The sequence below is a fragment of the Pseudomonas sp. 13B_2.1_Bac1 genome (genome assembly GCF_025466155.1).
Lineage (GTDB): Bacteria > Pseudomonadota > Gammaproteobacteria > Pseudomonadales > Pseudomonadaceae > Aquipseudomonas > Aquipseudomonas aylmerensis.
In genome coordinates, this window is the sequence record NZ_JANLOH010000016.1 from 1 (window position 1) to 22681 (window position 22681).

Here is a 22681-nt window from a genome sequence, read left to right on the forward strand (position 1 = left end):
TGTAAGAGCGGAACCAATGTCAGCCATTACCGCAACATCGGATATGTACACCACCCCTCACAAAGCAAACGGAATCGTCACCTTGGCCCACAACATATCCCCCTCCGGCCGATTCTCCACATCAAACTCCTTGGCCCACCGCACCTCTGCGCTGGCGTACTTGAGAAAGGTGAAATACACCGCCGGGCCCACCGCAAAAACCTGTCCGCGCACCCCGTCGTTCACCTCCTCACCAAAGATATTCACCACAGTGTGCCCGTACTGCTTATCGTCGGTAGTCTGCTTGAGGTAGTAACCATTCATCCCCAGGCTCAGGTTGTCAGTGACCTTGTAGCTGGCCGAATAATCGAAGTGAAAAATCTGCCCGGAGCGGTAGTCGGTGTCGTGATTTTCCTTGTTGAAGCTGTAAGTAGCCTTGATCGACAGTTCAGTGCGATCGTCAGGCATCCAGGTCGCCGAGACCAACGGTTTATAGGTGTAGAAATTGTTGCTGGTGTTGGCCAAACGCGAGGCGTCGTATTCGCCGGTGGGCAGTGTGATCTCCACGGCGGTGGCCAAGGTCAGGCGGGGGCCCATGTCCCACAGGATGATCGGCGCCACCGTGGTGTCGCCCATGCTTTCGCGCTGGTCCGACATACCGAACAGCGCCACCTGTTGCTTGAGGTAGGGCTGGGCAATGTAGCCGCCCAGGCGCCCGCCGAAAATGCGCACCGGGCTCAGGTAGTCCAGGCGCGGGATGATCGCGTCGGACTTGATGCGCACGTCCGGCACCTTGCCGCCCAGGGAGCTGATGTCCAATTTCCGCGCTTCGTAGTGGTTGTAGTACAGGTTGAAGGCGAACATATGGTCCGGCAGGTTGTTCACATCCAGGGGCAGGATGTAGAAACCGTCAGTGCCGGGGCCGATGTTGTCGACACCGCCTTCGGTGGCCAGGGCCGGCAGGCTGATCAGGCTCAACAGGGCGAACGGCAGTGGGTGAAACGCACGGGTGGGGTTCATGTCTGGCCTCTTTATTATTGTTAGGGCACCGCTGGCCCATAGAAATAAGCCCTGGACGCCCGGCAGGGCAGGGTTTTGGCGGCCAGATAGGGGGACTTTGCCGGACAGTTTTCACTCATGGTGCAGCGGCTCTTGCAAGCGCCTATGATTAACAGGATGTTTCCAAAACAAGAACTGAAGCACTCAGTCAGGAACCCGTGAGCCATGCAAAGGAAAGCCGTAGACCCGCACTTCGAGTTGGCGCTTGTGTCGCCGTTCCTGTTGCAGACGCTCGGGCAGGTGGTGGCGCAGAAAGGCGCCAATGCCGAGGCCCTGTGCCGTGGCCTGGGGTTCACCCTGGCTGACCTGGATGACCCGGCCCAACGCATTTCCTATCGCCAGGCGGTGGCGATGATCCAGCGTGCGCTGAGGATGTTGCCCGACCAGGGCCTGGGGCTGTGGGTGGGCCATCAGAATGTGCTCGGCACCCTCGGCTTGCTCGGCCACGTGATTTCCTTGTGCAAGACCTTGCGCGATGCGTTTGCCATCGGCGAGCGCCATCAGCACACCTCCGGGGGCATCGCCACCACCCGCACGCATGAAGGGCCCCACGAGGTGTTTATCGACGTCGAGTGCCTGCTGCCGTATGCCGAGGTCCAGGTGTTTGCCGCCGAGGAGTTCTTCGCCAGCCTGATGGTGTACGGCCGCGCGCTCGTGGGGGCTGAGTTCATGCCGCTGCGCGTGGAGTTCGTGCATGCCGCACCGCCTTATGCGGCGCAGTACCCGCAGCTGTTTGGCGCCGATGTGCGTTTTGGCTGCCTGCACAACCGCATGGTGCTGGCGCCCCATTGGCTGGATGTGCGTCTGCCCAATCACCATGCCCTGGCGCTGCGCCAGGCCCTGGAGTTGCTGGAGCTGGAGAGTGCCCAGTTGCACCAGAAGATGGACCTGATCCAGGCGGTGGAGCGCGCAATTTCCCGCGACTTGCAGGGCAGCCACTTGGAGAAGGTCGCGAGTGACCTGAACATGAGCGGGCGTACCCTGCGTCGGCGCCTGACCGAACACGGGCTGACCTTCGAGGCCTTGCTGGAGCAGGTTCGTCGCGCCCGGACCATGGGGCTGCTGGGCAATCCGGGGTTGTCTATCGAGCGCATCACCGAGGAAGTCGGCTACAGCGATGTGCGCAGTTTTCGGCGGGCGTTCAAGCGCTGGACGGGGGTGAGCCCCAGTGCGTTTCGCGGTGACGGGGGAGGGGCGGCGTAGTCTGTCGCGTAACCTTTGCCTGGCGATTGCCCAGAACGCAAAAACGGCACCCGAAGGTGCCGTTTTTGTTGACTGCATCCTGCTAAGCGATCAAACGCCCAGTACCGCGTGCTGCACCAGGGTGAGCAACGGTTGTGGGTACACGCCCAGGAAGAACGCGAGCAGGGCGATGGCCAGCAGCATCACGCCGCCTGCCTTCTGTTCCCAATGCAGCTCGGCGTCCACACGGCGCAGGTTTGGCTCGATCAGGTACAGGGTGACCATCACGCGCAGGTAGTAGAACACGCCAATGGCGCTGCCCAGCACCAGCGAGGCAACCAGCCACCATTCGTGGGCTTCGACACCGGTAGCGACAATGTAGAACTTGCCGATGAAACCTGCAGTCAGCGGGATACCGGCCAGGGACAACATCATCACGGTCAGTACGGCGGTCAGGTACGGACGGCGCCAGAACAGGCCGCGGTATTCGTACAGGGCGTCGGCGTCACGGCCTTTGTACGGCGAGGACATCAGGGTAATCACGCCGAACGCGCCGAGGCTGGTGATCACGTAGGTGACCAGGTACACGCCGATGGCTTCCACGGCCAGGCCTTTGCTCGCCACCAGGGCGATCAGCAGATAGCCGAAGTGGGCGATGGACGAGTAACCGAGCAGACGCTTGAGGTTATTCTGGGTCAGGGCCAGCAGGTTACCGAACAGGATCGACGCGATGGCGATCACGGTCAGCACGTTGCTCAGCACCCCGGTGTTGGCCGCTGGCGAGATCTGGAACAGACGCACCATCACCGCAAACACCGCCACTTTCGACGCGGTCGCCAGGAACGCGGCCACTGGCGCCGGGGCGCCTTCGTACACGTCCGGGGTCCACAGGTGGAACGGCACCAGCGATAGCTTGAACGCCAGGCCGATCAGCATCATCGCCAGGCCCAACTGGGCAATCGGCGCCGGGCTGTTGGTGGCGGCCAGGGCGTGGCCGATACCGGTGAAGCTCAGGCTGCCGGCTTCGGCGTAGAGCAGGGCCATGCCGAACAACAGGAACGCGGAACCGGCCGCCGACAGCACCATGTACTTGATGCCGGCTTCCAGGGAGCGCTTGTTGAAGAAGGCGTAGGCGACCAGGCCGTAGGTCGGGATCGACAGCAGTTCCAGGCCGATGAACAAGCCAGCCAGGTGCTGCGCGCTGACCAGCACGATACCGCCGGCCGCAGCCAGCAGGATCAGCAGGTACAGCTCTTCCTTGTTGCCTGGGTAGCCGGTGCCGCCTTCGCCGAGGTAGGCGTGGGCGAGGGTGACGCAGGCCAGTGTCGCCACCAGGATCAACGCGATATACAGCAGCGCGAAGTCATCGACCATCATCAGCGGGGTGACCGCCAGTGGCGCGACCTTGAGGGCCGGGATGATCGACAGCAGGGCCAGGTTCAAACCGGCACAGGACAGCAGGAACGTTTGCGAGTGATTGCGGCGCCAGGCGATCGCCAGCATCACCACCACGATGGTGAGGCTGGTGATCAGCAGCGGCGCAAGCGCGATAAAGTGTTGGATCGTGAATTCCATAGCGCTCTTACCGGGCCGAAGCGAGTTGAGAGAAGGCGGTGCCGAACCACTGCTGCACGCCATGCATCGTTGCGGCAGAAGTGTCCAGGAACGGTTGCGGGTACACGCCGATGTAGATCAGCAGTACCGCAAGGCCGAGCACCATGATCAGTTCGCGAGCATCCATCCCTTGCAGGACGGTGTCGGACTTGGCCGGGCCGAAGTACGCGCGGTGGATCATGATCAGCGAGTAGACCGAACCGAACACCAGGCCGGACGTCGCGATGGCACTGATCCAAGGCGTCTGGACGAACGACCCCATCAGGATCAGGAACTCGCCGATGAAGTTACCGGTACCCGGCAAGCCCAGGGACGCGGCGGCGAAGAACAGGCTGATCGCCGGCAGGTACGCGATGCGCGACCACACGCCACCCATCTCCCGCATGTCACGGGTGTGCAGGCGCTCATACAGCTGGCCACTCAGGATAAACAGGGCAGCGGCCGAAACACCGTGGGCCAACATTTGGATCACTGCGCCTTGCAGCGCCAGTTGGCTGCCGGAGTAGATGCCGATCAGTACGAAGCCCATGTGGGAAACGGACGAGAAGGCGATCAGGCGCTTGATGTCGGTTTGTGCGAAGGCCAGGAATGCACCGTAGAAGATCCCGATCAGACCCAGGGTCATGGCGATCGGCGCAAACTCGGCCGAGGCATTCGGGAACAGCGGCAGGGCGAAACGCAGCAGGCCATAAGCAGCGGTCTTCAGCAGGATACCGGCCAAGTCCACAGAACCTGCGGTTGGCGCCTGGGCGTGCGCATCCGGCAGCCAGGAGTGGAACGGCACCACCGGCAGCTTCACCGCGAAAGCGATGAAGAAGCCCAGCATCAGGATGTACTCGGTGGTCAGCGACATCTTGGTTTTCAACAGGTCGGCGTAGTTGAAGGTAATCACGCCGGTGTTGTTGAAGTTGACCAGTACCAGGCCCAGGATCGCCACCAACATGATCAGGCCGGAAGCCTGGGTGAAGATGAAGAACTTGGTCGCCGCGTAGATCCGGGTTTTCTTGCCGTCCGAAGAACTGTGCCCCCAGAGCGCGATGAGGAAGTACATCGGCACCAGCATCATTTCCCAGAAGAAGAAGAACATGAACAGGTCGAGGGCGAGGAACACGCCGACCACACCGCCCAGGATCCACATCAGGTTCAGGTGGAAGAAGCCCACGTGACGCTGAATCTCTTTCCAGGAGCAGAGTACCGAGAGGATACCCAGCAGGCCGGTCAGCAGGATCATCAACAGCGACAGGCCGTCGAGGGCCAGGTGCACGTTGATGCCGAAGCGCTGGATCCAGACGTGCTTGAACTCAAGCGCCCAGGTCGGATCGGCGCCAGGCGCCGGAGCAAATGAATAGTCGCCGTGGGCCCACAGCCAAAGGCCGAGAGCGAGTTCCAGGGACATGGTCAGCAACGCAATCCAGCGGGGGAGGGTGGCGCCGAAGCGTTCACCCATCCAGCAGAGCAGGCCGCCGATAAAGGGGATCAGGATTAGCCAGGGCAGAATCATGACGGGCTCGTTTCCTTTCGCAAGTTCGCAAAGTTCATATCAGACCGCTACCACAACAATGGCGCCGATCACCAGGACGGCACCAGCCGCCATGGAAGCTGCATACCAACGCAATTGGCCAGTCTCGCTGCGGCTCAGGGCAGTGTGACCACCCTTGGCGGCGCGCGGGATCAAACCGATGGTCTGGTCGAGCGGGTCTTTGCGCAGTACATGGCTGATGGCGAGGTAGGGCTTGACGAACAGTTTGTCGTAGATCCAGTCGAAGCCCCAGGCGGCGAACCACCAGGCCGAAAGGAAGCGGCCAATGCCACTGTTGGCAACGGCCGTGACGAAGCGGCGCTTGCCGAGGAACAGCAGCGCGGCCAGCAGGATACCGGCGATGGCGATGGCGCCCGAGGCGATCTCCAGGCTGTGCTTGGCAGCACCGCCGGCATGGCCAGCGCTTTCCGGCAGGACGCCGGCCAGTGGCGGAGTGATCATGGCGCCGATGAAGGTCGACAGGATGATCAGCACCGACAGTGGCAACCAGTGGGAAATGCCGTGGCCTGCGTGTGCTTCGGTCTTGGCTTCACCGTGGAAGGTGATGAAGATCAGGCGGAAGGTGTACAGCGAGGTCATGAAGGCACCGACCAGGCCTGCGTACAGCAGGTTCTGGTTACCGCTGGCAAAGGCTTCCCAGAGGATTTCGTCTTTCGAGTAGAAACCTGCGGTCACCAGTGGCAGGGCTGCGAGTGCGGCACCACCGACGATGAAGCTGGCGTAGGCCAGTGGCAGTTTCTTCCACAGGCCGCCCATCTTGAAGATGTTCTGCTCGTGGTGGCAGGCAACGATCACCGCACCGGAAGCAAGGAACAGCAGGGCTTTAAAGAAGGCGTGGGTCATCAGGTGGAAGATCGCCGCGTCCCAGGCACCGACGCCCAGGGCCAGGAACATGTAGCCGATCTGGCTCATGGTCGAGTAGGCGAGGATGCGCTTGATGTCGGTCTGCACCAGCGCGGCGAAGCCGGCCAGTACCAGGGTCACGCCGCCGACCAGGCCCACCAGGTGCAGGATTTCCGGCGCCAGGGTGAACAGGCCATGGGTACGTGCGATCAGGTAGACACCGGCGGTCACCATGGTTGCCGCGTGAATCAGTGCGGAAACCGGGGTAGGACCGGCCATGGCATCCGCCAGCCAGGTTTGCAGCGGCAGTTGCGCCGATTTACCTACGGCGCCGCCCAGCAGCATCAGGGTCGCCAGGGTGATCCAGAAGTCGCCGACCTGGAATTTCTGCGGTGCCAGCACCAGCAATTCCTGGATGTTCAGCGTGCCCACCTGTTGGAACAGGATGAACAGGCCGATGGCCATGAACACGTCGCCGATCCGGGTCACGATAAAGGCCTTGAGTGCCGCGTTACCGTTGTTGCGGTTGCTGTAGTAGAAACCGATCAACAGGTACGAGCACAGGCCCACGCCTTCCCAGCCGAAGTACAGGAACAACAGGTTATCGCCGAGCACCAGGAACAGCATGCTGGCGATAAACAGGTTGGTGTACGAGAAGAAGCGCGAGTAACCGGCTTCACCGCGCATGTACCAGGACGCGAACAGGTGGATCAGGAAGCCCACGCCGACGACCACGCCGAGCATGGTGATCGACAGGCCGTCGATGTAGAGGGCGAAGTTGGGCTTGAAGCCCTCCACCGACATCCACTGCCACAGCACCAGGGTGTAGTGGCCGCCTTCCGGCGGTGCCACGTTGAATTGCCAGATGACGTAGGCGGCGACAATCGCCGACAGGCCAATGGAACCCACGCCGATCAGGGCAGACAGGTTTTCCGACCAGCGTCCACGGGAGAACGACAGCAGCAGGAAACCGATCAGGGGAAATACGAAAGTCAGAAAGATCATGTTCATCCGCGCATCTCACTGGCAGCGTCGATATCAAGCGTGTGGAAGCGACGATACAGCTGCAGCAGGATCGCCAGGCCGATACTGGCCTCGGCGGCTGCCAGGCTGATCACCAGGATGAACATCACTTGTCCATCCGGCTGGCCCCAACGGCTACCGGCCACGATGAATGCCAGTGCAGCGGCGTTCATCATGATTTCCAGGCTCATCAACACGAACAGAATGTTACGGCGGACCATCAGGCCGACCAGGCCAAGGCAGAACAGGATGCCGGCAACCGCCAGACCATGCTCCAAAGGGATAGCAGGCATCGTCATTGCTCCTTGGCTTCGTTGCGGCCCAAGTGGAAGGCAGTGATGGCTGCAGCGAGCAGCAGCATCGAAGCCAGTTCGACCACCAGCAGGTACGGGCCGAACAGGCTGACGCCCACGGCTTTCGCGTCCACGGTGGTGTGGCCGATGGCCTGGCCGCTCTGGTGAGCGAACAGCACATACAGCAGTTCAGCCAGCAGCAGGGCTGCCAGGATCACCGGGCCGAGCCAGATGCCGGGCTTGAGCCAGACGCGTTCCTGGGCGACCGAGGCCGGCCCCAGGTTGAGCATCATCACCACAAACACGAACAGCACCATGATGGCGCCGGCGTAGGCAATCACTTCCAGTACACCGGCGAACGGTGCGCCGAGGCTGAAGAAGGTCATGGCCACGGCGATCAGCGAAATGATCAGGTAGAGCAGGGCGTGCACGGGGTTGGTGTTGGTGATCACGCGAAGCGTGGACACCACTGCAATACCCGATGCGAAATAGAAAGCGAATTCCATCTTTCTTCCTTAAGGCAGCAAGCTCTTCACGTTGATCGGCTCGGCTTCGTTTTGTGCGGCGCCTTTCGGCTTACCGGCAACGGCCATACCTGCAACACGATAGAAGTTGTAATCAGGGTTTTTACCGGGACCAGAGATCAGCAGATCTTCTTTCTCGTACACCAGGTCCTGACGTTTGAACTCGGCCATCTCGAAATCCGGTGTCAGCTGGATTGCGGTGGTCGGGCAAGCTTCCTCGCAGAGGCCGCAGAAAATGCAGCGCGAGAAGTTGATGCGGAAGAAGTCCGGGTACCAGCGACCGTCTTCGGTTTCAGCTTTCTGCAGGGAGATGCAACCCACCGGGCACGCCACGGCGCACAGGTTGCAGGCTACGCAACGCTCCTCGCCATCGGGGTCACGAGTCAGCACGATGCGGCCGCGATAGCGCGGCGGCAGGTACACCGCTTCTTCCGGGTATTGCAGGGTGTCGCGTTTGCGGAAGCCATGGCCGAAAACCATCACCAGGCTTCGCAACTGGGTACCGGTACCCTTAACGATGTCGCCAATATATTTGAACATGGGTCAAATCCTCACTGAACCGCGCCGGCTGGCGTGTTCAACAACACAACGGCAGCCGTCACCAGCAAATTGATCAGGGTCAGCGGCAGGCAGAAACGCCAGCTGAAATCCATCACCTGGTCATACCGTGGACGCGGGATGGAAGCGCGCAGCAGGATAAACAACATGATGAAGAACGCGGTCTTCAGGAAGAACCAGAAGAACGCCAACTGCGGCAGGATGCCGAACGGACCGTGCCAGCCGCCGAAGAACAGCGTGACCAGCAGGGCCGAGATCAAGATGATGCCGATGTACTCACCGACGAAGAACATGCCCCATTTCATGCCGGCGTATTCAATGTGGTAACCGTCGGCCAGTTCCTGTTCCGCTTCCGGCTGGTCGAACGGGTGACGGTGAGTCACGGCCACGCCAGCGATGAAGAAGGTACAGAAGCCGAAGAACTGCGGAATGATGAACCACAGGTTCTGCGCCTGGTACTCGACGATGTCGCGCATGTTGAACGAGCCGACCTGCACCACGATGCCCATCAGCGCGAGGCCCATGAACACTTCGTAGGAGACGGTCTGGGCCGAGGCCCGCAAGCTGCCCAGCAGGGCGAACTTGTTGTTGCTCGACCAACCGGCGAACAGCACCGCGTAGACCGACAGGCCGGCCATGGCGAAGAAGAACAGCAAGCCGATGTTCAGGTCCGCGACGCCCCAGGTCGGGGTGATCGGGATGATCGCGAAGGCGATCAGCAAGGCGCTCATGGCCACGACGGGTGCCAGGGTGAAGATCACCTTGTCGGCAAACGGCGGGGTCCAGTCTTCCTTGAAGAACATTTTCAGCATGTCGGCGGCGATCTGGAACATACCGAATGGGCCAACGCGGTTCGGACCATAACGGTCCTGCCACCAGCCCAACAGGCGACGTTCGACGAAGCTGAGCAGGGCGCCCGCGACGACCACGGCCAACAGGATCACGATGGCCTTGACGACCGCGATGATCACGTCGATCACTTCAGGGGTGAACCATGTCATTGCGCTGCCTCCTGCAGACCGTCAACGGTTTTGCCAAAGATCGCCGCTGGAATACCGGCGAAGCCTTTGGGCAGTGCAACCAGGCCGGCACCCAACTCTTCGTTGATGCGCAGCGGCAGGCACAGGGTCTGGCCAGCCACGCTGAGGCTGAGCAGGGCGCCGTCGTTGACGCCCAGGCGGTCGGCTTCGGACTTGGCCACGGACACATAGGCGGCTGGAATGCGTTCTTGTACCGGCGCGGCTTTGGAAGAGGTTTCTTCACTGCCGAACAGGTGGAAGAACGGCACAACCTGCCAGGTGCCCTGGGCCGGGTTGAACGGACGCGGTACCGCGGCGAACCAGTTCAGCGAATCACCCGTGCTTTCGATCAGGCGGGTGCCCGGGTCGCCAGCACGGATGTGACCACCGACTTCGTCCTGGAACTTGTTCCAGGCCTGCGGCGAGTTCCAGCCCGGCGACCAGGCAAATGGCACTTGCTGACGCGGCTCGACCGAACCCGAGTAACCTTCCATGGAAAAGGCAAACGCGGTGTCCGGGTCTTGCGGGGTACGCGGCTCGTGCACGCTGATGTCAGCGCGCATGGCGGTACGACCGGAGTAACGCAGCGGTTCGCGGGCCAGTTTCAAGCCCTTGATGCGGAACGAGGCGGACGGTGCAGCATCGACGATACGTGCCAGCTGCGGTGCGCTTGCGGCGGCAGCAGCGGTGACGTGGTCGAGCTGGGTCCAGTCGATCGGCTGGTTCAGCAGGGTCGCACGCAGGGCATGCAGCCAGCGCCAGCCTTCGTGAACCAGGATGCTGGCGTCCATGTACTTCGGATCGAACACCTGGAAGAAGCGCTGGGCGCGGCCTTCCTGGCTGACCAGGGTGCCGTCGCCTTCGGCGAAGGTGGCGGCTGGCAGAACCAGGTCGGCACGGTCGCTGGTAGCGGTCTTCTGGTGGTCGGCAACGATCAGCACCTTGGCGGCGTCGAGCGCAGCGTCAACTTTGGCGGCATCGGTGCGGGTGTACAGGTCGTTTTCCAGCACCACGATCGCGTCGGCGTTGCCGTCGATCACGGTTTGCAGCGCCGCGTCCAGCGATTCGCCACCGAGCATGGCCAGGCCAAGGCTGTTGGCTTCCGGCACGACGAGGCTGATGGAACCGTTCTTGTCGCGCAGCTTCAGGGCCTTGGCGATGTTGGCAGCCGCCTCGATCAGCGCCTTGGAACCCAGCGAGGTACCGGCAATGATCAACGGGCGCTTGGCCGCGAGCAGGGCGTCGGCGATGCGCTGGGCCAGTTCGACGGCTTCAGTGTCCAGGCCGTCGACGGCAGGCGCGCTGGCGTCAAGGGCGTGGGCCACGGCGAAACCGATGCGGGCCAGGTCGTCGGGGGCTGCGTGTACGCATTCTTCGGCGATGTCGTCGAGCTTGGTTTCAGCCAGGCTGGCGATAAACAGCGGGTTCAGCGCGTGCTGGCCGATGTTTTTCACGGCGGCGTCGAGCCATGGCTGTACGCGCATGGCCTCGGCCATGTCTTCAGCCTTGCCCTTGACCGACTGGCGCAGCGACAGGGCGATGCGAGCAGCGGTCTGGGTCAGGTCTTCACCGAGCACGAAGATGGCGTCGTGGTCTTCGATGTCGCGCATGTTCGGCACGGGCAGCGGGCTGTCGTTCAGCACTTGCAGCACCAGGCGGATGCGCTCCAGTTCACCGGCTTCGATACCGGAGTAGAAGTGCTCGGCACCGACCAGCTCGCGCAACGCGTAGTTGCTTTCGAGGCTGGCGCGTGGCGAACCGATACCGACGATGTTGCGCCCGCGCAGCAGGTCGGCGGCTTTATCCAGCGCCGCGTCCAGGCTCAGCTTCGCGCCACCGGCCAGCAGCGGCTGGCGTGGGCGGTCTTCGCGGTTGACGTAGCCATAGCCGAAGCGGCCACGGTCACACAGGAAGTACTGGTTGACCGAACCGTTGAAGCGGTTTTCGATCCGACGCAGTTCGCCGTAGCGCTCGCCCGGGGAGATGTTGCAACCGCTGGAGCAGCCATGGCAGATGCTCGGCGAGAACTGCATGTCCCATTTACGGTTGTAGCGCTCGGAGTGAGTCTTGTCGGTGAACACACCGGTCGGGCAGACCTCGGTGAGGTTGCCGGAGAACTCGCTTTCGAGCACGCCGTCTTCAACGCGACCGAAGTACACGTTGTCGTGGGCGCCGAAGACGCCCAGGTCGGTGCCGCCGGCGTAGTCTTTATAGAAGCGCACGCAGCGATAGCAGGCGATGCAGCGGTTCATCTCGTGGGAAATGAACGGGCCGAGGTCCTGGTTCTGGTGGGTACGCTTGGTGAAGCGATAACGACGCTCGTTGTGGCCGGTCATCACCGTCATGTCTTGCAGGTGGCAGTGACCGCCTTCCTCACAGACCGGGCAGTCGTGGGGGTGGTTGGTCATCAGCCATTCGACAACACTGGCGCGGAACGCCTTGGATTCATCATCGTCGATGGAAATCCAGGTGTTGTCGGTGGCTGGGGTCATGCAGGACATGACGATACGACCACGGGTGTCGTTCTCGTCGGTGTATTGCTTGACCGCACACTGGCGACAGGCACCGACGCTACCAAGCGCGGGGTGCCAGCAGAAATAAGGGATGTCGAGGCCTAGTGACAGACACGCCTGTAACAGGTTGTCCGCCCCATCGACTTCGAGCGCTTTGCCGTCTACGTGGATAGTGGCCATGGTTCAAAGTTCTTCGTTGGCCCGTTGTCAGCGGGCGTGGCTAATGGAATCTTGTTATTCATGTGCATCTACACAGCCTTGACGGCGTCAGCACATGAGAAAGCGAAGGGCACGGACCCTTCGCTCTTTAAGCGTTACGCGCCGACTACGATCGGCCTCGCCAGAGGCGGGACGGCGGCGCTGGTAGGCGCGATGCCGGCTTCGAACTCCGAGCGGAAGTATTTGATTGCGCTGCCCAATGGCTCCACGGCGCCCGGTGCGTGAGCACAGAAGGTCTTGCCTGGGCCGAGGAAACCGACCAGACCCAGCAGGGTCTCGATGTCACCCTCGCGGCCTTCGCCGTTTTCCAGGGCCATCAGCAGCTTGACGCTCCACGGCAGACCGTCGCGGCATGGGGTGCAGAAACCGCACGATTCACGGGCAAAGAACTGCTCCATGTTGCGCAGCAGCGAGACCATGTTCACGGTGTTGTCCACCGCCATCGCCAGGCCGGTACCCATCCGGGTGCCCACCTTGCCGATGCCGCCGGCATACATCTGTGCGTCGAGGTGCTCGGGCAACAGGAAGCCGGTACCGGCACCGCCTGGCTGCCAGGCTTTCAAGGTGTAGCCGTCGCGCATGCCGCCGGCGTAGTCCTCGAACAGCTCGCGGGCGGTCACGCCGAAAGGCAGCTCCCACAGGCCCGGGTTCTTGACCTTGCCGGAGAAGCCCATGAGCTTGGTGCCCATGTCTTCGCTGCCTTCGCGGGCCAACGATTTGTACCAGTCGACGCCGTCGGCGATGATCGCCGGCACGTTGCACAGGGTCTCGACGTTGTTCACGCAGGTCGGCTTGCCCCACACGCCCACGGCGGCAGGGAAGGGCGGCTTGGAGCGCGGGTTGGCGCGGCGGCCTTCGAGGGAGTTGATCAGTGCGGTTTCTTCACCGCAGATGTAACGCCCGGCGCCGGTGTGCACGAACAGTTCGAAGTCAAAACCCGAACCGAGGATGTTCTTGCCCAAGAGGCCGGCGGCCTTGGCTTCTGCCACGGCACGGTTGAGGTGCTTGGCGGCGGTGGTGTATTCGCCACGCAGGAAGATGTAGCCCCGGTAGGTTTTCAGCGCGCGGGCGCTGATCAGCATGCCTTCGATCAGCAGATGGGGCAGTTGCTCCATCAGCATGCGGTCTTTCCAGGTGTTCGGCTCCATTTCATCCGCGTTGCACAGCAGGTAGCGGATGTTGATGGATTCGTCCTTGGGCATCAGGCCCCACTTCACGCCAGTGGGGAAGCCTGCACCGCCGCGACCTTTGAGGCCGGCGTCTTTCACGGTCTGGACGATATCGTCCTGGGCCATGTCGGCGAAGGCTTTGCGCGCAGCGGCGTAGCCGTTCTTGGCCTGGTACTCGTCGAGCCATACCGGCTCGGCATCGTCACGCAGGCGCCAGGTCAGTGGGTGGGTCTCAGGCGAACGCTTGATCAGGTTGGCCGGGCCGAAAGATGTAAGGGTCATGGGTAGCCCTCGAGCAATTGGGTCACGCCAGCAGGCTGCACGTCACCGAATGTGTCGTCGTCGATCATCAACGCCGGCGCCTTGTCGCAGTTGCCCAGGCAGCACACCGGCAGCAGCGTGAAGCGGCCGTCCGGGGTGGTTTGGCCAAGGCCGATGCCCAGCTTGTTCTGGATTTCGCTGACCACCGACTCGTGGCCACCGATGTAGCAGACCATGCTGTCGCACACGCGAATGATGTGGCGGCCCACGGGCTGGCGGAAGATCTGGCTGTAGAACGTTGCCACACCTTCAACATCACTGGCCGGGATGCCGAGGATCTCGCCGATGGCGTAGAGGGCGCCGTCCGGCACCCAGCCACGTTCCTTCTGGACGATCTTCAAGGCTTCGATCGACGCCGCGCGCGGGTCTTCGTAGTGATGCAGCTCGTGCTCGATGGCCGAGCGCTCGGTTTCACTGAGGGTGAAACGGTCTGTCTGGATAAGCGTGCTGTTCATGCTTAGCGGTCCACGTCGGCCATAACGAAATCGATACTACCCAGGTACGCAATCAAGTCCGCGACCATCTCGCCTTTGATCACCGAAGGGATCTGCTGCAAGTGCGCGAAGCTTGGGGTACGAATCCGGGTGCGGTAGCTCATGGTGCCGCCATCGCTCGTCAGGTAATAACTGTTGATACCCTTGGTCGCTTCGATCATCTGGAAGGATTCGTTGGCCGGCATCACCGGGCCCCACGAAACTTGCAGGAAGTGCGTGATCAGGGTTTCGATGTGCTGCAGCGTGCGCTCTTTCGGCGGCGGCGTGGTCAGCGGGTGATCCGCTTTATACGGGCCGGCCGGCATGTTGCGCATGCACTGCTCGATAATCTTCAGGCTCTGGCGCATTTCTTCGACGCGCACGATGCAACGGTCGTAGGCATCGCCATTGGCCGCCAGCGGGACTTCGAATTCGAAGTTCTCGTAGCCGGAGTACGGGCGCGCTTTACGCAGGTCGAAATCGCAACCGGTGGAGCGCAGGCCAGCACCGGTGACGCCCCATTCCAGGGCTTCCTTGGTGTTGTACTGGGCGACGCCGATGGTGCGGCCCTTGAGGATGCTGTTGTCCAGCGCGGCTTTCTGGTACTCGTCCAGACGCTTGGGCATCCAGTCGATGAATTCCTTGACCAGGCGTTCCCAGCCGTTAGGCAGGTCATGGGCGACACCGCCGATGCGGTACCAGGCCGGGTGCAGGCGGAAGCCGGTGATGGCTTCGATGACCTTGTAGGCGCGCTGACGGTCAGTGAAGGTGAAGAACACCGGGGTCATGGCGCCGACGTCCTGGATATAGGTACCCAGGAACAGCAGGTGGCTGGTGATCCGGAAGAACTCGGCCATCATGATGCGGATGGTGTCGACGCGGTCCGGGACCTTGATGCCGGCCAGCTTCTCGACCGAGAGCACGTACGGCAGGTTGTTCATCACGCCGCCGAGGTAGTCGATACGGTCGGTGTACGGGATGAAGCTGTGCCAGGACTGACGCTCGGCCATCTTCTCGGCACCACGGTGGTGGTAGCCGATGTCCGGCACGCAGTCGACGATTTCTTCGCCGTCCAGTTGCAGGATGATGCGGAACGCACCGTGAGCCGAAGGGTGGTTCGGGCCCAGGTTGAGGAACATGTAGTCCTCGTTGGTGCCGGAGCGCTTCATGCCCCAGTCTTCCGGACGGAAACGCGCAGCCTCTTCTTCAAGCTGTTGCTTGGCGAGGTTGAGGCTGAACGGGTCGAATTCGGTGGCGCGCGCAGGGAAGTCCTTGCGCAGCGGGTGACCTTCCCAGGTCGGCGGCATCATGATGCGCGTCAGGTGCGGGTGGCCCGGGAAGTCGATCCCGAACATGTCCCAGACTTCACGCTCGTACCAGCTGGCGTTCGGCCAGATACCGGTCACGGTCGGCACGCTCAGGTCGCTTTCGGACAGGGCGACCTTGATCATCACGTCGCTGTTACGTTCGATCGACAGCAGGTGATAGAACACGGTGAAGTCGGCGCCGCTCGGCAGCCCCTGACGCTTGGTGCGCAGACGCTCGTCCACGCCATGCAGGTCATAGAGCATGACGTACGGCTTGGGCAGGTTGCGCAGGAAAGTCAGGACTTCGACAAGCTTGGCACGCGCCACCCACAGCACCGGCATACCGGTGCGTGTGGCCTGGGCGGTGAAGGCGTCAGGGCCAAAACGGTTATTGAGTTCGACGACCACATCCTGGTCGTCTGCCTTATAAGGCGGGATGTACAGAGCACTGCCTGTAGTCATGGTTTTTTATCGCTTTCGGTCAACGTAAAGAATGAAGCCAGGTTTTCGTTCTATAAAAGAAGCGGGGCTGGATCAGACTTCGTCGGGGCTGCGCAGGTTGGTGACTGCGATTCGCTGTTCGCGGCGCTGTTCCTTTTGCGAAGGCATCTCGGCGCGGTACACGCCTTGATCGCCGACGACCCAGGAAAGCGGGCGACGCTCCTTGCCAATCGACTCCTGCAACAGCATCAAGCCTTGCAGGAAAGCTTCAGGGCGAGGCGGGCAGCCGGGCACGTAGACGTCCACGGGCAGGAACTTGTCCACCCCCTGAACCACGGAGTAGATGTCGTACATGCCACCGGAGTTGGCGCACGAACCCATGGAGATAACCCACTTCGGCTCGAGCATTTGCTCGTAGAGACGCTGAATGATCGGCGCCATCTTGATGAAGCAGGTTCCGGCGATAACCATGAAATCCGCCTGGCGCGGCGATGCCCGGATAACTTCGGCGCCAAAGCGCGCGATGTCGTGGGGCGCCGTGAAGGCGGTGGTCATTTCCACGTAGCAGCACGAAAGACCGAAGTTGTACGGCCACAGGGAGTTTTTACGCCCCCAGTTGACCGCGCCACTAAGCACGTCTTCCAGCTTGCCCATGTAGATGTTTTTGTGGACTTGGTCTTCTAACGGGTCGGAAACGGTTTCCCGTTCGCCGATGGGGTACTGCTCGTTAGGAGCATCCGGGTCGATCCTGGTGAGATTGTATTGCATCGCCAAAGCCTCATTGTTTCAGCTTCGCTTGCCGCTTACGACGAGCTTCCGGAGCCCAGTCAAGGGCGCCCACTCGGAATAGGTAGACAAGGCCTGCCAACAGAATTGCTATGAAAACGAGGGCTTCGACGAATCCGGTCCAGCCGCTTTCGCGGACGGACACAGACCAGGCAAAGAGAAAGAGGGCTTCGATGTCGAAGATCACGAAGAGCATCGCGACCAGATAGAATTTGGCTGAGAGCCGCAAGCGGGCGCCACCTGTAGGGAGCATGCCGGACTCGAACGGTTCGTTTTTGCTGCGGCCCCAGGCTTTTGACCCGAGGAGGCTGGAGACGCCGAGCATGAAGGCGCACAGGCCGACAACACCGAGGAGGAAAATGGCAAAGCCCCAGTTGTGGGCCATGAGTCCTGTCGCTTCGGTCATGCTGGAAATCCTTAACAGAGAGCAAAGGTCTCTGAGCTCGAAAAAGTAACGATGCAGTGACGATATGTCGCACTGCAATCAATCGCGGTGATTTTATGGCTAAACACCGGGCAAGTAAAATTCCTATAGCGAAATTATTCGATGGAATAAGGACATAGTGCACCTTTGTGGGGCTGCAGCCCTTGCGGTGTGGGCATTAGCGGGCTTTTCACCAATTATGTTTTGTTTAACCTGTAACGAAGTTTTCATGCGCTAAATGATAATGAATATTGTTTGCGTGGGGTTTAAGCGATTGTTTCTCATGTGGCGGGGGAAGTTGCCGTTACTTGCTGGAGTGGTGCTAGTTGGTGGAGGGGATCTTTTAACTGATTTGAGTCGAGTAAATACCGCTCTGGATCAATGTTTTGCGCAAAATCCCCAGGTTGCCAGCATTCCCTGTGGGAGCCGGGCTTGCCCGCGAAGGTGATCCGTCAGTTGATGCATTCGGTGACTGATTCACCGCTTTCGCAGGCAAGCCAGTTCCCACATTGATCTCCATATGCCCGGGCACCTGAGCCCCACCCCAATCCCCTGTGGGAGCGGGCTTGCCCGCGAAGGCGGCGTGTCAGCTGATGCATTCGGCGGCTGACCCACCGCTTTCGCAGGCAAGCCAGCTCCCACATTGATCTCCATATGCCCGGGCACCTGAGCTCCACCCCAATCCCCCTGTGGGAGCGGGCTTGCCCGCGAAGGCTATCCGTCAGTTGGTGCATTCGGCGACTGACCCAGCGCTTTCGCAGGCAAGCCAGCTCCCACATTTGATCTCCATGCACCCGGGGACCTAGGCCTTATCCCCAGCTCCCACATTGGATTTCCATACACCCGGGGACTAAGGCCTCATCCCCAACTCCCTGTAGCCAGTTCCACCTTGGATTTTGGTGTTCTTCAAATAAAAAAAACGCCCCGAACCAGTCGGGGCGTGATTGTGGTGCGGCACTGCGGTTAGGTCTTCCTTGGGGCCGCAGTGGCCGTGTACGCGGTGCTTAGTGGAACTGCTCTTCTTCGGTCGAACCGGTCAGCGCGGTCACGGACGAGGTGCCGCCCTGGATCACTGTGGTCATGTCGTCGAAGTAGCCAGTGCCCACTTCCTGCTGGTGCGCCACGAAGGTGTAGCCCTTGGCGGCGTCAGCGAATTCCTGCTCCTGCAGCTTCACGTAGGCAGTCATGTCGTTGCGGGCGTAGTCGTGCGCCAGGTTGAACATGCTGTGCCACATGTTGTGAATGCCGGCCAGGGTAATGAACTGGTGCTTGTAGCCCATGGCGGACAGTTCGCGCTGGAACTTGGCGATGGTCGCGTCGTCCAGGTTCTTCTTCCAGTTGAAGGAAGGCGAGCAGTTGTAGGACAGCAGTTGGTCCGGGTATTCCTTCTTGATCGCTTCGGCAAAGCGGCGCGCTTCGTCCAGGTCCGGCTTGGCGGTTTCGCACCAGATCAGGTCGGCGTACGGCGCGTAGGCCAGGCCACGGGCGATGGCCTGGTCGAGACCGGCGCGCACCTTGTAGAAGCCTTCCTGGGTGCGTTCGCCTGTCACGAACGGCTGGTCGTACGGGTCGCAGTCCGAGGTCAGCAGGTCAGCGGCGTTGGCGTCGGTACGGGCCAGGATGATGGTCGGGGTACCGGCGACGTCAGCAGCCAGGCGCGCAGCGGTCAGCTTCTGTACAGCTTCCTGGGTAGGAACCAGTACCTTGCCGCCCATGTGGCCGCATTTCTTCACCGAGGCCAGTTGGTCTTCGAAGTGCACGCCGGCAGCGCCTGCCTCGATCATGCTCTTCATCAGTTCGTAGGCGTTCAGTACACCACCGAAACCGGCTTCGGCGTCAGCCACGATCGGTGCGAAGTAGTCGATGTAGCCTTCGTCGCCCGGGCCTTTACCGGCTTTCCACTGGATCTGGTCGGCGCGGCGGAACGAGTTGTTGATGCGCTTGACCACGGTTGGCACGGAGTCCACCGGGTACAGCGATTGGTCGGGGTACATGGATTCAGCGGAGTTGTTGTCCGCTGCCACTTGCCAGCCGGACAGGTAGATCGCCTGGATACCGGCTTTTACCTGCTGGACTGCCTGGCCGCCAGTGAGGGCGCCCATGCAGTTGACGAAATCTTTGTCGGGACGGAAGGACGGCTTGGCGCCCTGGGTGACCAGGTTCCACAGCTTCTCGGCGCCGAGTTTTGCAAAGGTGTGCTCAGGTTGAACCGAGCCACGCAGGCGGACGACGTCAGCAGCGGAATAAGCGCGGGTCACGCCTTTCCAGCGTGGGTTTTCAGCCCAATCTTTTTCAAGGGCTGCAATTTGCTGTTCGCGTGTCAGTGCCATGGGGAAAAACCTCGTCGCGTCTTGTTTGAAGTATCCGTTTGCCAGCCATGCATTCATTGCGTGGGCAGGGCTGCTCGCTGATCAGAAGCGTAGGCGCTCAAGACAGGTTCGACGGAGAAGGCGACGGGATGAACGATGGGGCTCAAGGGAGAGTTGAGCAGGTAAGGGCGAACTGCGAACGGTCTTCGGGCGTCGTGGGCCTTTGTACGATCCAACAGCGTGTTGCCGGGTTACCTGGTTAGCTTCCGTCCCTCGGGACAACTTCGTTCCAGTCGCAACCTCGTCAAACACACCTTGTGGGCGGTACAGACACGAATCGGCTCAGGTGGGTAGCTTAGAGCGGCGATCCGAAGGCCCTTGCCAGGGCCCCTGATTAGCGGGAGCGAGGCCATCATGCCCATGCTTTTTTGGATCGTCAAATGTTTTGTAGTGCTTTTTTTCAAGCACTACATCTTTAGTCTAATACGACTCATCAGTCAGTTTTTGGTGCTTCAGTTCAGGGTGTCGACCTTGACCCGCACAGTCAGGTCATCGCGGCCTTGAGTAGAGTAGCTGCGGGTTGTAGAGGATTTGTCGGCCTGCGTCTCGCGATTGATGCCGGCCAGTGGAATCCATTCGCCAAGGCGGCCGCTGATGGTTGTGTCGGTGCTTTGCACGTTCACTACATCGGGACGTTCCTGGCTCATGCGGTCACGGTTGGTACTGATCGCCAGGTGTACGGTCTCGCCGGTAACGCTGGCGGTGACATAGAAACCCTGGGTGACATTGCGGTACTGGGTCTGGTTTTGCGGGCGGCCGTAGGCATCCGGCTGGGTGGTGGTCAGGGGGACGCTCTGGCCGACCTGGATCAGCGCGGGCACACCCTCGCTCGCCTGGATCTGCTGGATGCCACCGTCGCGGCTGGCAGTGCCGTAGCTGATGATGCGGGTCTGGCTGTCACCGCTGTTCTGCTGGTTGTTTTCATTGCTGTCGACCGTGATCAGCAGGCGCTTGGCCGGCGTGTCCAGCTGCGCGAGCAGGGCGCGCAGGTCCTGGATCTTGCCGGGGTCGGCGTTAACAATAAGCTGGTTGCCGTAGGCGCTGACGGTGCCGTCCTTGCCGATGAAATTCTGCGCCACCGGCAGCAGGTCGGCGCTCGTGCGATTGCTGAGGTTGACGACTTCGGTGTCGGCCATGGCCGAACAGCTGGCAGCCAGGAGGAGGGCGGTGAGCAGGGTGCGTAGGGACATGTCCGTTATCTCTGCGAGTCATTTAGGCGTGATAGTGCCAGTTTGTCGGCCTGGCAGGGCGCAAGTTGAATCGTAGACGGCAAAATGCCCTGGCAGGCCAGGGCATTGTTGGTGTTGCTGAATTGGCTATCGGGGGCAAGCCCCCTCCCACACTTGACCGCATTTCAAAGGATGTACTGGGTCAAAATGTGGGAGCTGGCTTGCCGGCGATAGCAGCGGCGCGGTTTTGGATCAGTCCCCGCGCACCATATCCACATGCGGAATCCCGACTTCAAGGAACTCGTCACTGACGATCTTGAAACCCAGGCGCTCGTAGAATGGCGCCGCATACACCTGTGCGCTGAGAAATTGCCGGGTCTGGCCGCGTTGCTCGGCCGCGCCAATCACCGCTTCCATCAGCTTGTCGCCGACCTTCAGGCCGCGCCAGTCCTTGAGTACCGACACGCGGCCGATCTCCCCGCTGGGCAGCAGGCGCGCAGTACCGATCGGAAAGTCGCCTTCGAAGGCTAGGAAATGCACTGCGTCTGCGTCGTCCGCGTCCCATTCCAGCTCAGGTGGGACCGATTGTTCAGCGATAAAGACCGCTTCACGAATGCGCCGAATCTCGGCGATATCCTTTTGCCAGTCCGCGACACTTACGTGAATCTTATTCATCGGCAAACCCCAGGCTTCCTTGCTTGACCAGCTCGCACAGCAGGTCGCGGCCATCTTCGTCGGCCAGCCATTCGCCAAGGTTCTCGCTGTGCAGCGCATCGGCAGAGCACACCAGCTTCAGCAGCTCACGCAATTTGCCCGGCAGGTAACGGCTCTGGCCGCTGGCGAACAGCAGCACGTCGTCGTCGACTTCGGACCAGGCCAGGCGCGCGCTCGGGTTGCGCACCAGGATCGCGCCGTCTTGCAGGCTGGTGACGAAGTCGTCTTCGCCCAGCTCTTCGCCGGCTACCAGTTCCGGGTAGCGCGGTTCGGTCATGAACTGGCCGAACCAGGTCAGCAGCATGCGCTCGTCGCTCATGTGCTCGGCCAGCAGGCTCTTGAGGCGGTCGAGTGCATCGCTCTGGATCTGATGCGGATCGCTGACCGGCTGGGCATCGGCGTCGGTGTAGCGCTCTTCGTCGGTCAGGTACTGGCTGAGGAAGTCGGTGAAGTGGGTCAGCACTTCGGCTGCGCTCGGCGCGCGGAAGCCGACCGAGTAGGTCATGCAGTCATCTTCGGCAATGCCGAAATGCGCCAGGCGCGGCGGCAGGTAGAGCATGTCGCCCGGTTCCAGCACCCATTCGGCGCTCTCTTCGAATTCGGCCAGGATGCGCAGGTCGGCGTGTTGTAGCAGCGGGCTTTCGGCGTTGCACATCTGGCCGATCTTCCAGTTGCGCTTGCCCTGGGCCTGCAGCAGGAACACATCGTAGTTGTCGAAGTGCGGACCGACACTGCCGCCCGGTGCGGCGAAGCTGATCATCACGTCGTCGATGCGCCAGCTAGGCAGGAAACGGAAGTGTTCGAGCAATTCGGCGACTTCCGGCACGAACTGGTCGACGGCCTGTACCAACAGGGTCCACTCGCGCTCGGGCAGGGTGCTGAAAGCGTCTTCGGCGAACGGGCCGCGACGCAGTTCCCACGGGCGCTCGCCGTGCTCGATCACCAGGCGCGATTCGACTTCTTCTTCCAGCGCGAGGCCTGCGAGTTCGTCGGCGTCGATCGGGCTTTCGAAGTCAGGGATGGCCTGGCGGATCAGCAGTGGTTTTTTCTGCCAGTAGTCGCGCAGGAATTCCCGTGCCGTGATGCCGCCCAGAAGTTGAAGAGGGATATCAGGATTCATGTGTAACCTATTGAAAAAAAGC

19 protein-coding genes are annotated in these 22681 nt (G+C 61.2%); 1 reads left to right on the forward strand and 18 read right to left on the reverse strand.

All coding sequences use genetic code 11. The features are described from left to right. Nucleotides 1-57 precede the first annotated feature (57 nt). Complete coding sequence (locus NTD80_RS03395) at nt 58-999, reverse strand: transporter (protein ID WP_262132153.1); 942 nt, start codon at nt 997-999, stop codon at nt 58-60. Nucleotides 1000-1203: 204 nt separating this feature from the next. Between NTD80_RS03395 and NTD80_RS03400 the strand changes: the two genes are divergently transcribed. Further along, a complete protein-coding gene (locus NTD80_RS03400; protein ID WP_262132155.1) occupies nt 1204-2241 on the forward strand; it encodes an AraC family transcriptional regulator in 1038 nt (345 codons plus the stop codon). A 90-nt stretch (nt 2242-2331) separates the two neighbouring features. Here NTD80_RS03400 and nuoN read toward each other — a convergent pair whose 3' ends face one another. The 17 genes from nuoN to NTD80_RS03485 all read right to left on the reverse strand — a co-directional run bounded on the left by nuoN (nt 2332) and on the right by NTD80_RS03485 (nt 22659). Further along, nucleotides 2332-3795, reverse strand: coding sequence for an NADH-quinone oxidoreductase subunit NuoN (nuoN, locus tag NTD80_RS03405; RefSeq protein ID WP_003192122.1), 1464 nt, complete (start codon nt 3793-3795; stop codon nt 2332-2334). Nucleotides 3796-3802: 7 nt separating this feature from the next. Continuing rightward, on the reverse strand, nt 3803-5335 hold the full coding sequence (gene nuoM / locus NTD80_RS03410) for an NADH-quinone oxidoreductase subunit M (protein ID WP_065907529.1): 1533 nt from the start codon (nt 5333-5335) through the stop codon (nt 3803-3805). 39 nt (nt 5336-5374) lie between these two features. Further along, nucleotides 5375-7228 carry an NADH-quinone oxidoreductase subunit L gene (gene nuoL, locus NTD80_RS03415; protein ID WP_065907528.1) on the reverse strand — a complete coding sequence of 618 codons (1854 nt, stop codon included), beginning with the start codon at nt 7226-7228 and terminating at the stop codon, nt 5375-5377. Further along, on the reverse strand, nt 7225-7533 hold the full coding sequence (gene nuoK, locus NTD80_RS03420) for an NADH-quinone oxidoreductase subunit NuoK (RefSeq protein ID WP_003219560.1): 309 nt from the start codon (nt 7531-7533) through the stop codon (nt 7225-7227). The genes nuoL and nuoK overlap by 4 nt, the downstream gene beginning before the upstream one ends. Before the next feature lie 2 nt (nt 7534-7535). Further along, complete coding sequence (gene nuoJ / locus NTD80_RS03425; RefSeq protein WP_065907526.1) at nt 7536-8039, reverse strand: NADH-quinone oxidoreductase subunit J; 504 nt, start codon at nt 8037-8039, stop codon at nt 7536-7538. Nucleotides 8040-8048: 9 nt separating this feature from the next. Beyond that, nucleotides 8049-8597: an NADH-quinone oxidoreductase subunit NuoI gene (nuoI, locus tag NTD80_RS03430; RefSeq protein ID WP_003174725.1), complete on the reverse strand. Its 549-nt coding sequence runs from the start codon at nt 8595-8597 to the stop codon at nt 8049-8051. An 11-nt stretch (nt 8598-8608) separates the two neighbouring features. Further along, nucleotides 8609-9616 (reverse strand): NADH-quinone oxidoreductase subunit NuoH, encoded by a 1008-nt coding sequence (nuoH, locus tag NTD80_RS03435; protein WP_003219563.1) that lies wholly within the window; start codon nt 9614-9616, stop codon nt 8609-8611. Next, on the reverse strand, nt 9613-12327 hold the full coding sequence (nuoG, locus tag NTD80_RS03440; RefSeq protein ID WP_262132156.1) for an NADH-quinone oxidoreductase subunit NuoG: 2715 nt from the start codon (nt 12325-12327) through the stop codon (nt 9613-9615). Before nuoG ends, nuoH begins: the two co-directional genes overlap by 4 nt. Before the next feature lie 134 nt (nt 12328-12461). Beyond that, nucleotides 12462-13817, reverse strand: coding sequence for an NADH-quinone oxidoreductase subunit NuoF (gene nuoF, locus NTD80_RS03445; RefSeq protein ID WP_099587018.1), 1356 nt, complete (start codon nt 13815-13817; stop codon nt 12462-12464). Next, nucleotides 13814-14311, reverse strand: a complete 498-nt coding sequence (gene nuoE, locus NTD80_RS03450) for an NADH-quinone oxidoreductase subunit NuoE (RefSeq protein ID WP_003174721.1) — start codon at nt 14309-14311, stop codon at nt 13814-13816. Before nuoE ends, nuoF begins: the two co-directional genes overlap by 4 nt. A 2-nt stretch (nt 14312-14313) precedes the next feature. Continuing rightward, entirely contained in the window at nt 14314-16098 is a 1785-nt protein-coding gene (gene nuoC / locus NTD80_RS03455) for an NADH-quinone oxidoreductase subunit C/D (RefSeq protein WP_025858969.1), read from the reverse strand. A 72-nt stretch (nt 16099-16170) separates the two neighbouring features. Beyond that, nucleotides 16171-16845 (reverse strand): NuoB/complex I 20 kDa subunit family protein, encoded by a 675-nt coding sequence (locus tag NTD80_RS03460; protein ID WP_003174719.1) that lies wholly within the window; start codon nt 16843-16845, stop codon nt 16171-16173. A 10-nt stretch (nt 16846-16855) separates the two neighbouring features. Beyond that, nucleotides 16856-17269 (reverse strand): NADH-quinone oxidoreductase subunit A, encoded by a 414-nt coding sequence (locus tag NTD80_RS03465; RefSeq protein WP_003219575.1) that lies wholly within the window; start codon nt 17267-17269, stop codon nt 16856-16858. Nucleotides 17270-18291: 1022 nt separating this feature from the next. Continuing rightward, complete coding sequence (gene aceA, locus NTD80_RS03470) at nt 18292-19617, reverse strand: isocitrate lyase (RefSeq protein WP_025858968.1); 1326 nt, start codon at nt 19615-19617, stop codon at nt 18292-18294. Between the two features lie 491 nt (nt 19618-20108). Then, nucleotides 20109-20846, reverse strand: coding sequence for a secretin N-terminal domain-containing protein (locus NTD80_RS03475; RefSeq protein WP_120448970.1), 738 nt, complete (start codon nt 20844-20846; stop codon nt 20109-20111). Between the two features lie 231 nt (nt 20847-21077). Further along, nucleotides 21078-21500 carry a GNAT family N-acetyltransferase gene (locus NTD80_RS03480; RefSeq protein ID WP_106803426.1) on the reverse strand — a complete coding sequence of 141 codons (423 nt, stop codon included), beginning with the start codon at nt 21498-21500 and terminating at the stop codon, nt 21078-21080. Next, nucleotides 21493-22659, reverse strand: coding sequence for a cupin domain-containing protein (locus NTD80_RS03485; RefSeq protein WP_065907517.1), 1167 nt, complete (start codon nt 22657-22659; stop codon nt 21493-21495). The genes NTD80_RS03480 and NTD80_RS03485 overlap by 8 nt, the downstream gene beginning before the upstream one ends. Nucleotides 22660-22681: the final 22 nt, after the last annotated feature.

Excerpts from the sequence above, each read along its gene's own strand:
- NTD80_RS03395 (WP_262132153.1), bottom strand. The coding sequence starts at position 999 with ATGAACCCCACCCGTGCGTTTCACCCACTGCCGTTCGCCCTGTTGAGC.
- NTD80_RS03400 (WP_262132155.1), top strand. The coding sequence starts at position 1,204 with ATGCAAAGGAAAGCCGTAGACCCGCACTTCGAGTTGGCGCTTGTGTCG.
- nuoN (WP_003192122.1), bottom strand. The coding sequence starts at position 3,795 with ATGGAATTCACGATCCAACACTTTATCGCGCTTGCGCCGCTGCTGATC.
- nuoM (WP_065907529.1), bottom strand. The coding sequence starts at position 5,335 with ATGATTCTGCCCTGGCTAATCCTGATCCCCTTTATCGGCGGCCTGCTC.
- nuoL (WP_065907528.1), bottom strand. The coding sequence starts at position 7,228 with ATGAACATGATCTTTCTGACTTTCGTATTTCCCCTGATCGGTTTCCTG.
- nuoK (WP_003219560.1), bottom strand. The coding sequence starts at position 7,533 with ATGCCTGCTATCCCTTTGGAGCATGGTCTGGCGGTTGCCGGCATCCTG.
- nuoJ (WP_065907526.1), bottom strand. The coding sequence starts at position 8,039 with ATGGAATTCGCTTTCTATTTCGCATCGGGTATTGCAGTGGTGTCCACG.
- nuoI (WP_003174725.1), bottom strand. The coding sequence starts at position 8,597 with ATGTTCAAATATATTGGCGACATCGTTAAGGGTACCGGTACCCAGTTG.
- nuoH (WP_003219563.1), bottom strand. The coding sequence starts at position 9,616 with ATGACATGGTTCACCCCTGAAGTGATCGACGTGATCATCGCGGTCGTC.
- nuoG (WP_262132156.1), bottom strand. The coding sequence starts at position 12,327 with ATGGCCACTATCCACGTAGACGGCAAAGCGCTCGAAGTCGATGGGGCG.
- nuoF (WP_099587018.1), bottom strand. The coding sequence starts at position 13,817 with ATGACCCTTACATCTTTCGGCCCGGCCAACCTGATCAAGCGTTCGCCT.
- nuoE (WP_003174721.1), bottom strand. The coding sequence starts at position 14,311 with ATGAACAGCACGCTTATCCAGACAGACCGTTTCACCCTCAGTGAAACC.
- nuoC (WP_025858969.1), bottom strand. The coding sequence starts at position 16,098 with ATGACTACAGGCAGTGCTCTGTACATCCCGCCTTATAAGGCAGACGAC.
- NTD80_RS03460 (WP_003174719.1), bottom strand. The coding sequence starts at position 16,845 with ATGCAATACAATCTCACCAGGATCGACCCGGATGCTCCTAACGAGCAG.
- NTD80_RS03465 (WP_003219575.1), bottom strand. The coding sequence starts at position 17,269 with ATGACCGAAGCGACAGGACTCATGGCCCACAACTGGGGCTTTGCCATT.
- aceA (WP_025858968.1), bottom strand. The coding sequence starts at position 19,617 with ATGGCACTGACACGCGAACAGCAAATTGCAGCCCTTGAAAAAGATTGG.
- NTD80_RS03475 (WP_120448970.1), bottom strand. The coding sequence starts at position 20,846 with ATGTCCCTACGCACCCTGCTCACCGCCCTCCTCCTGGCTGCCAGCTGT.
- NTD80_RS03480 (WP_106803426.1), bottom strand. The coding sequence starts at position 21,500 with ATGAATAAGATTCACGTAAGTGTCGCGGACTGGCAAAAGGATATCGCC.
- NTD80_RS03485 (WP_065907517.1), bottom strand. The coding sequence starts at position 22,659 with ATGAATCCTGATATCCCTCTTCAACTTCTGGGCGGCATCACGGCACGG.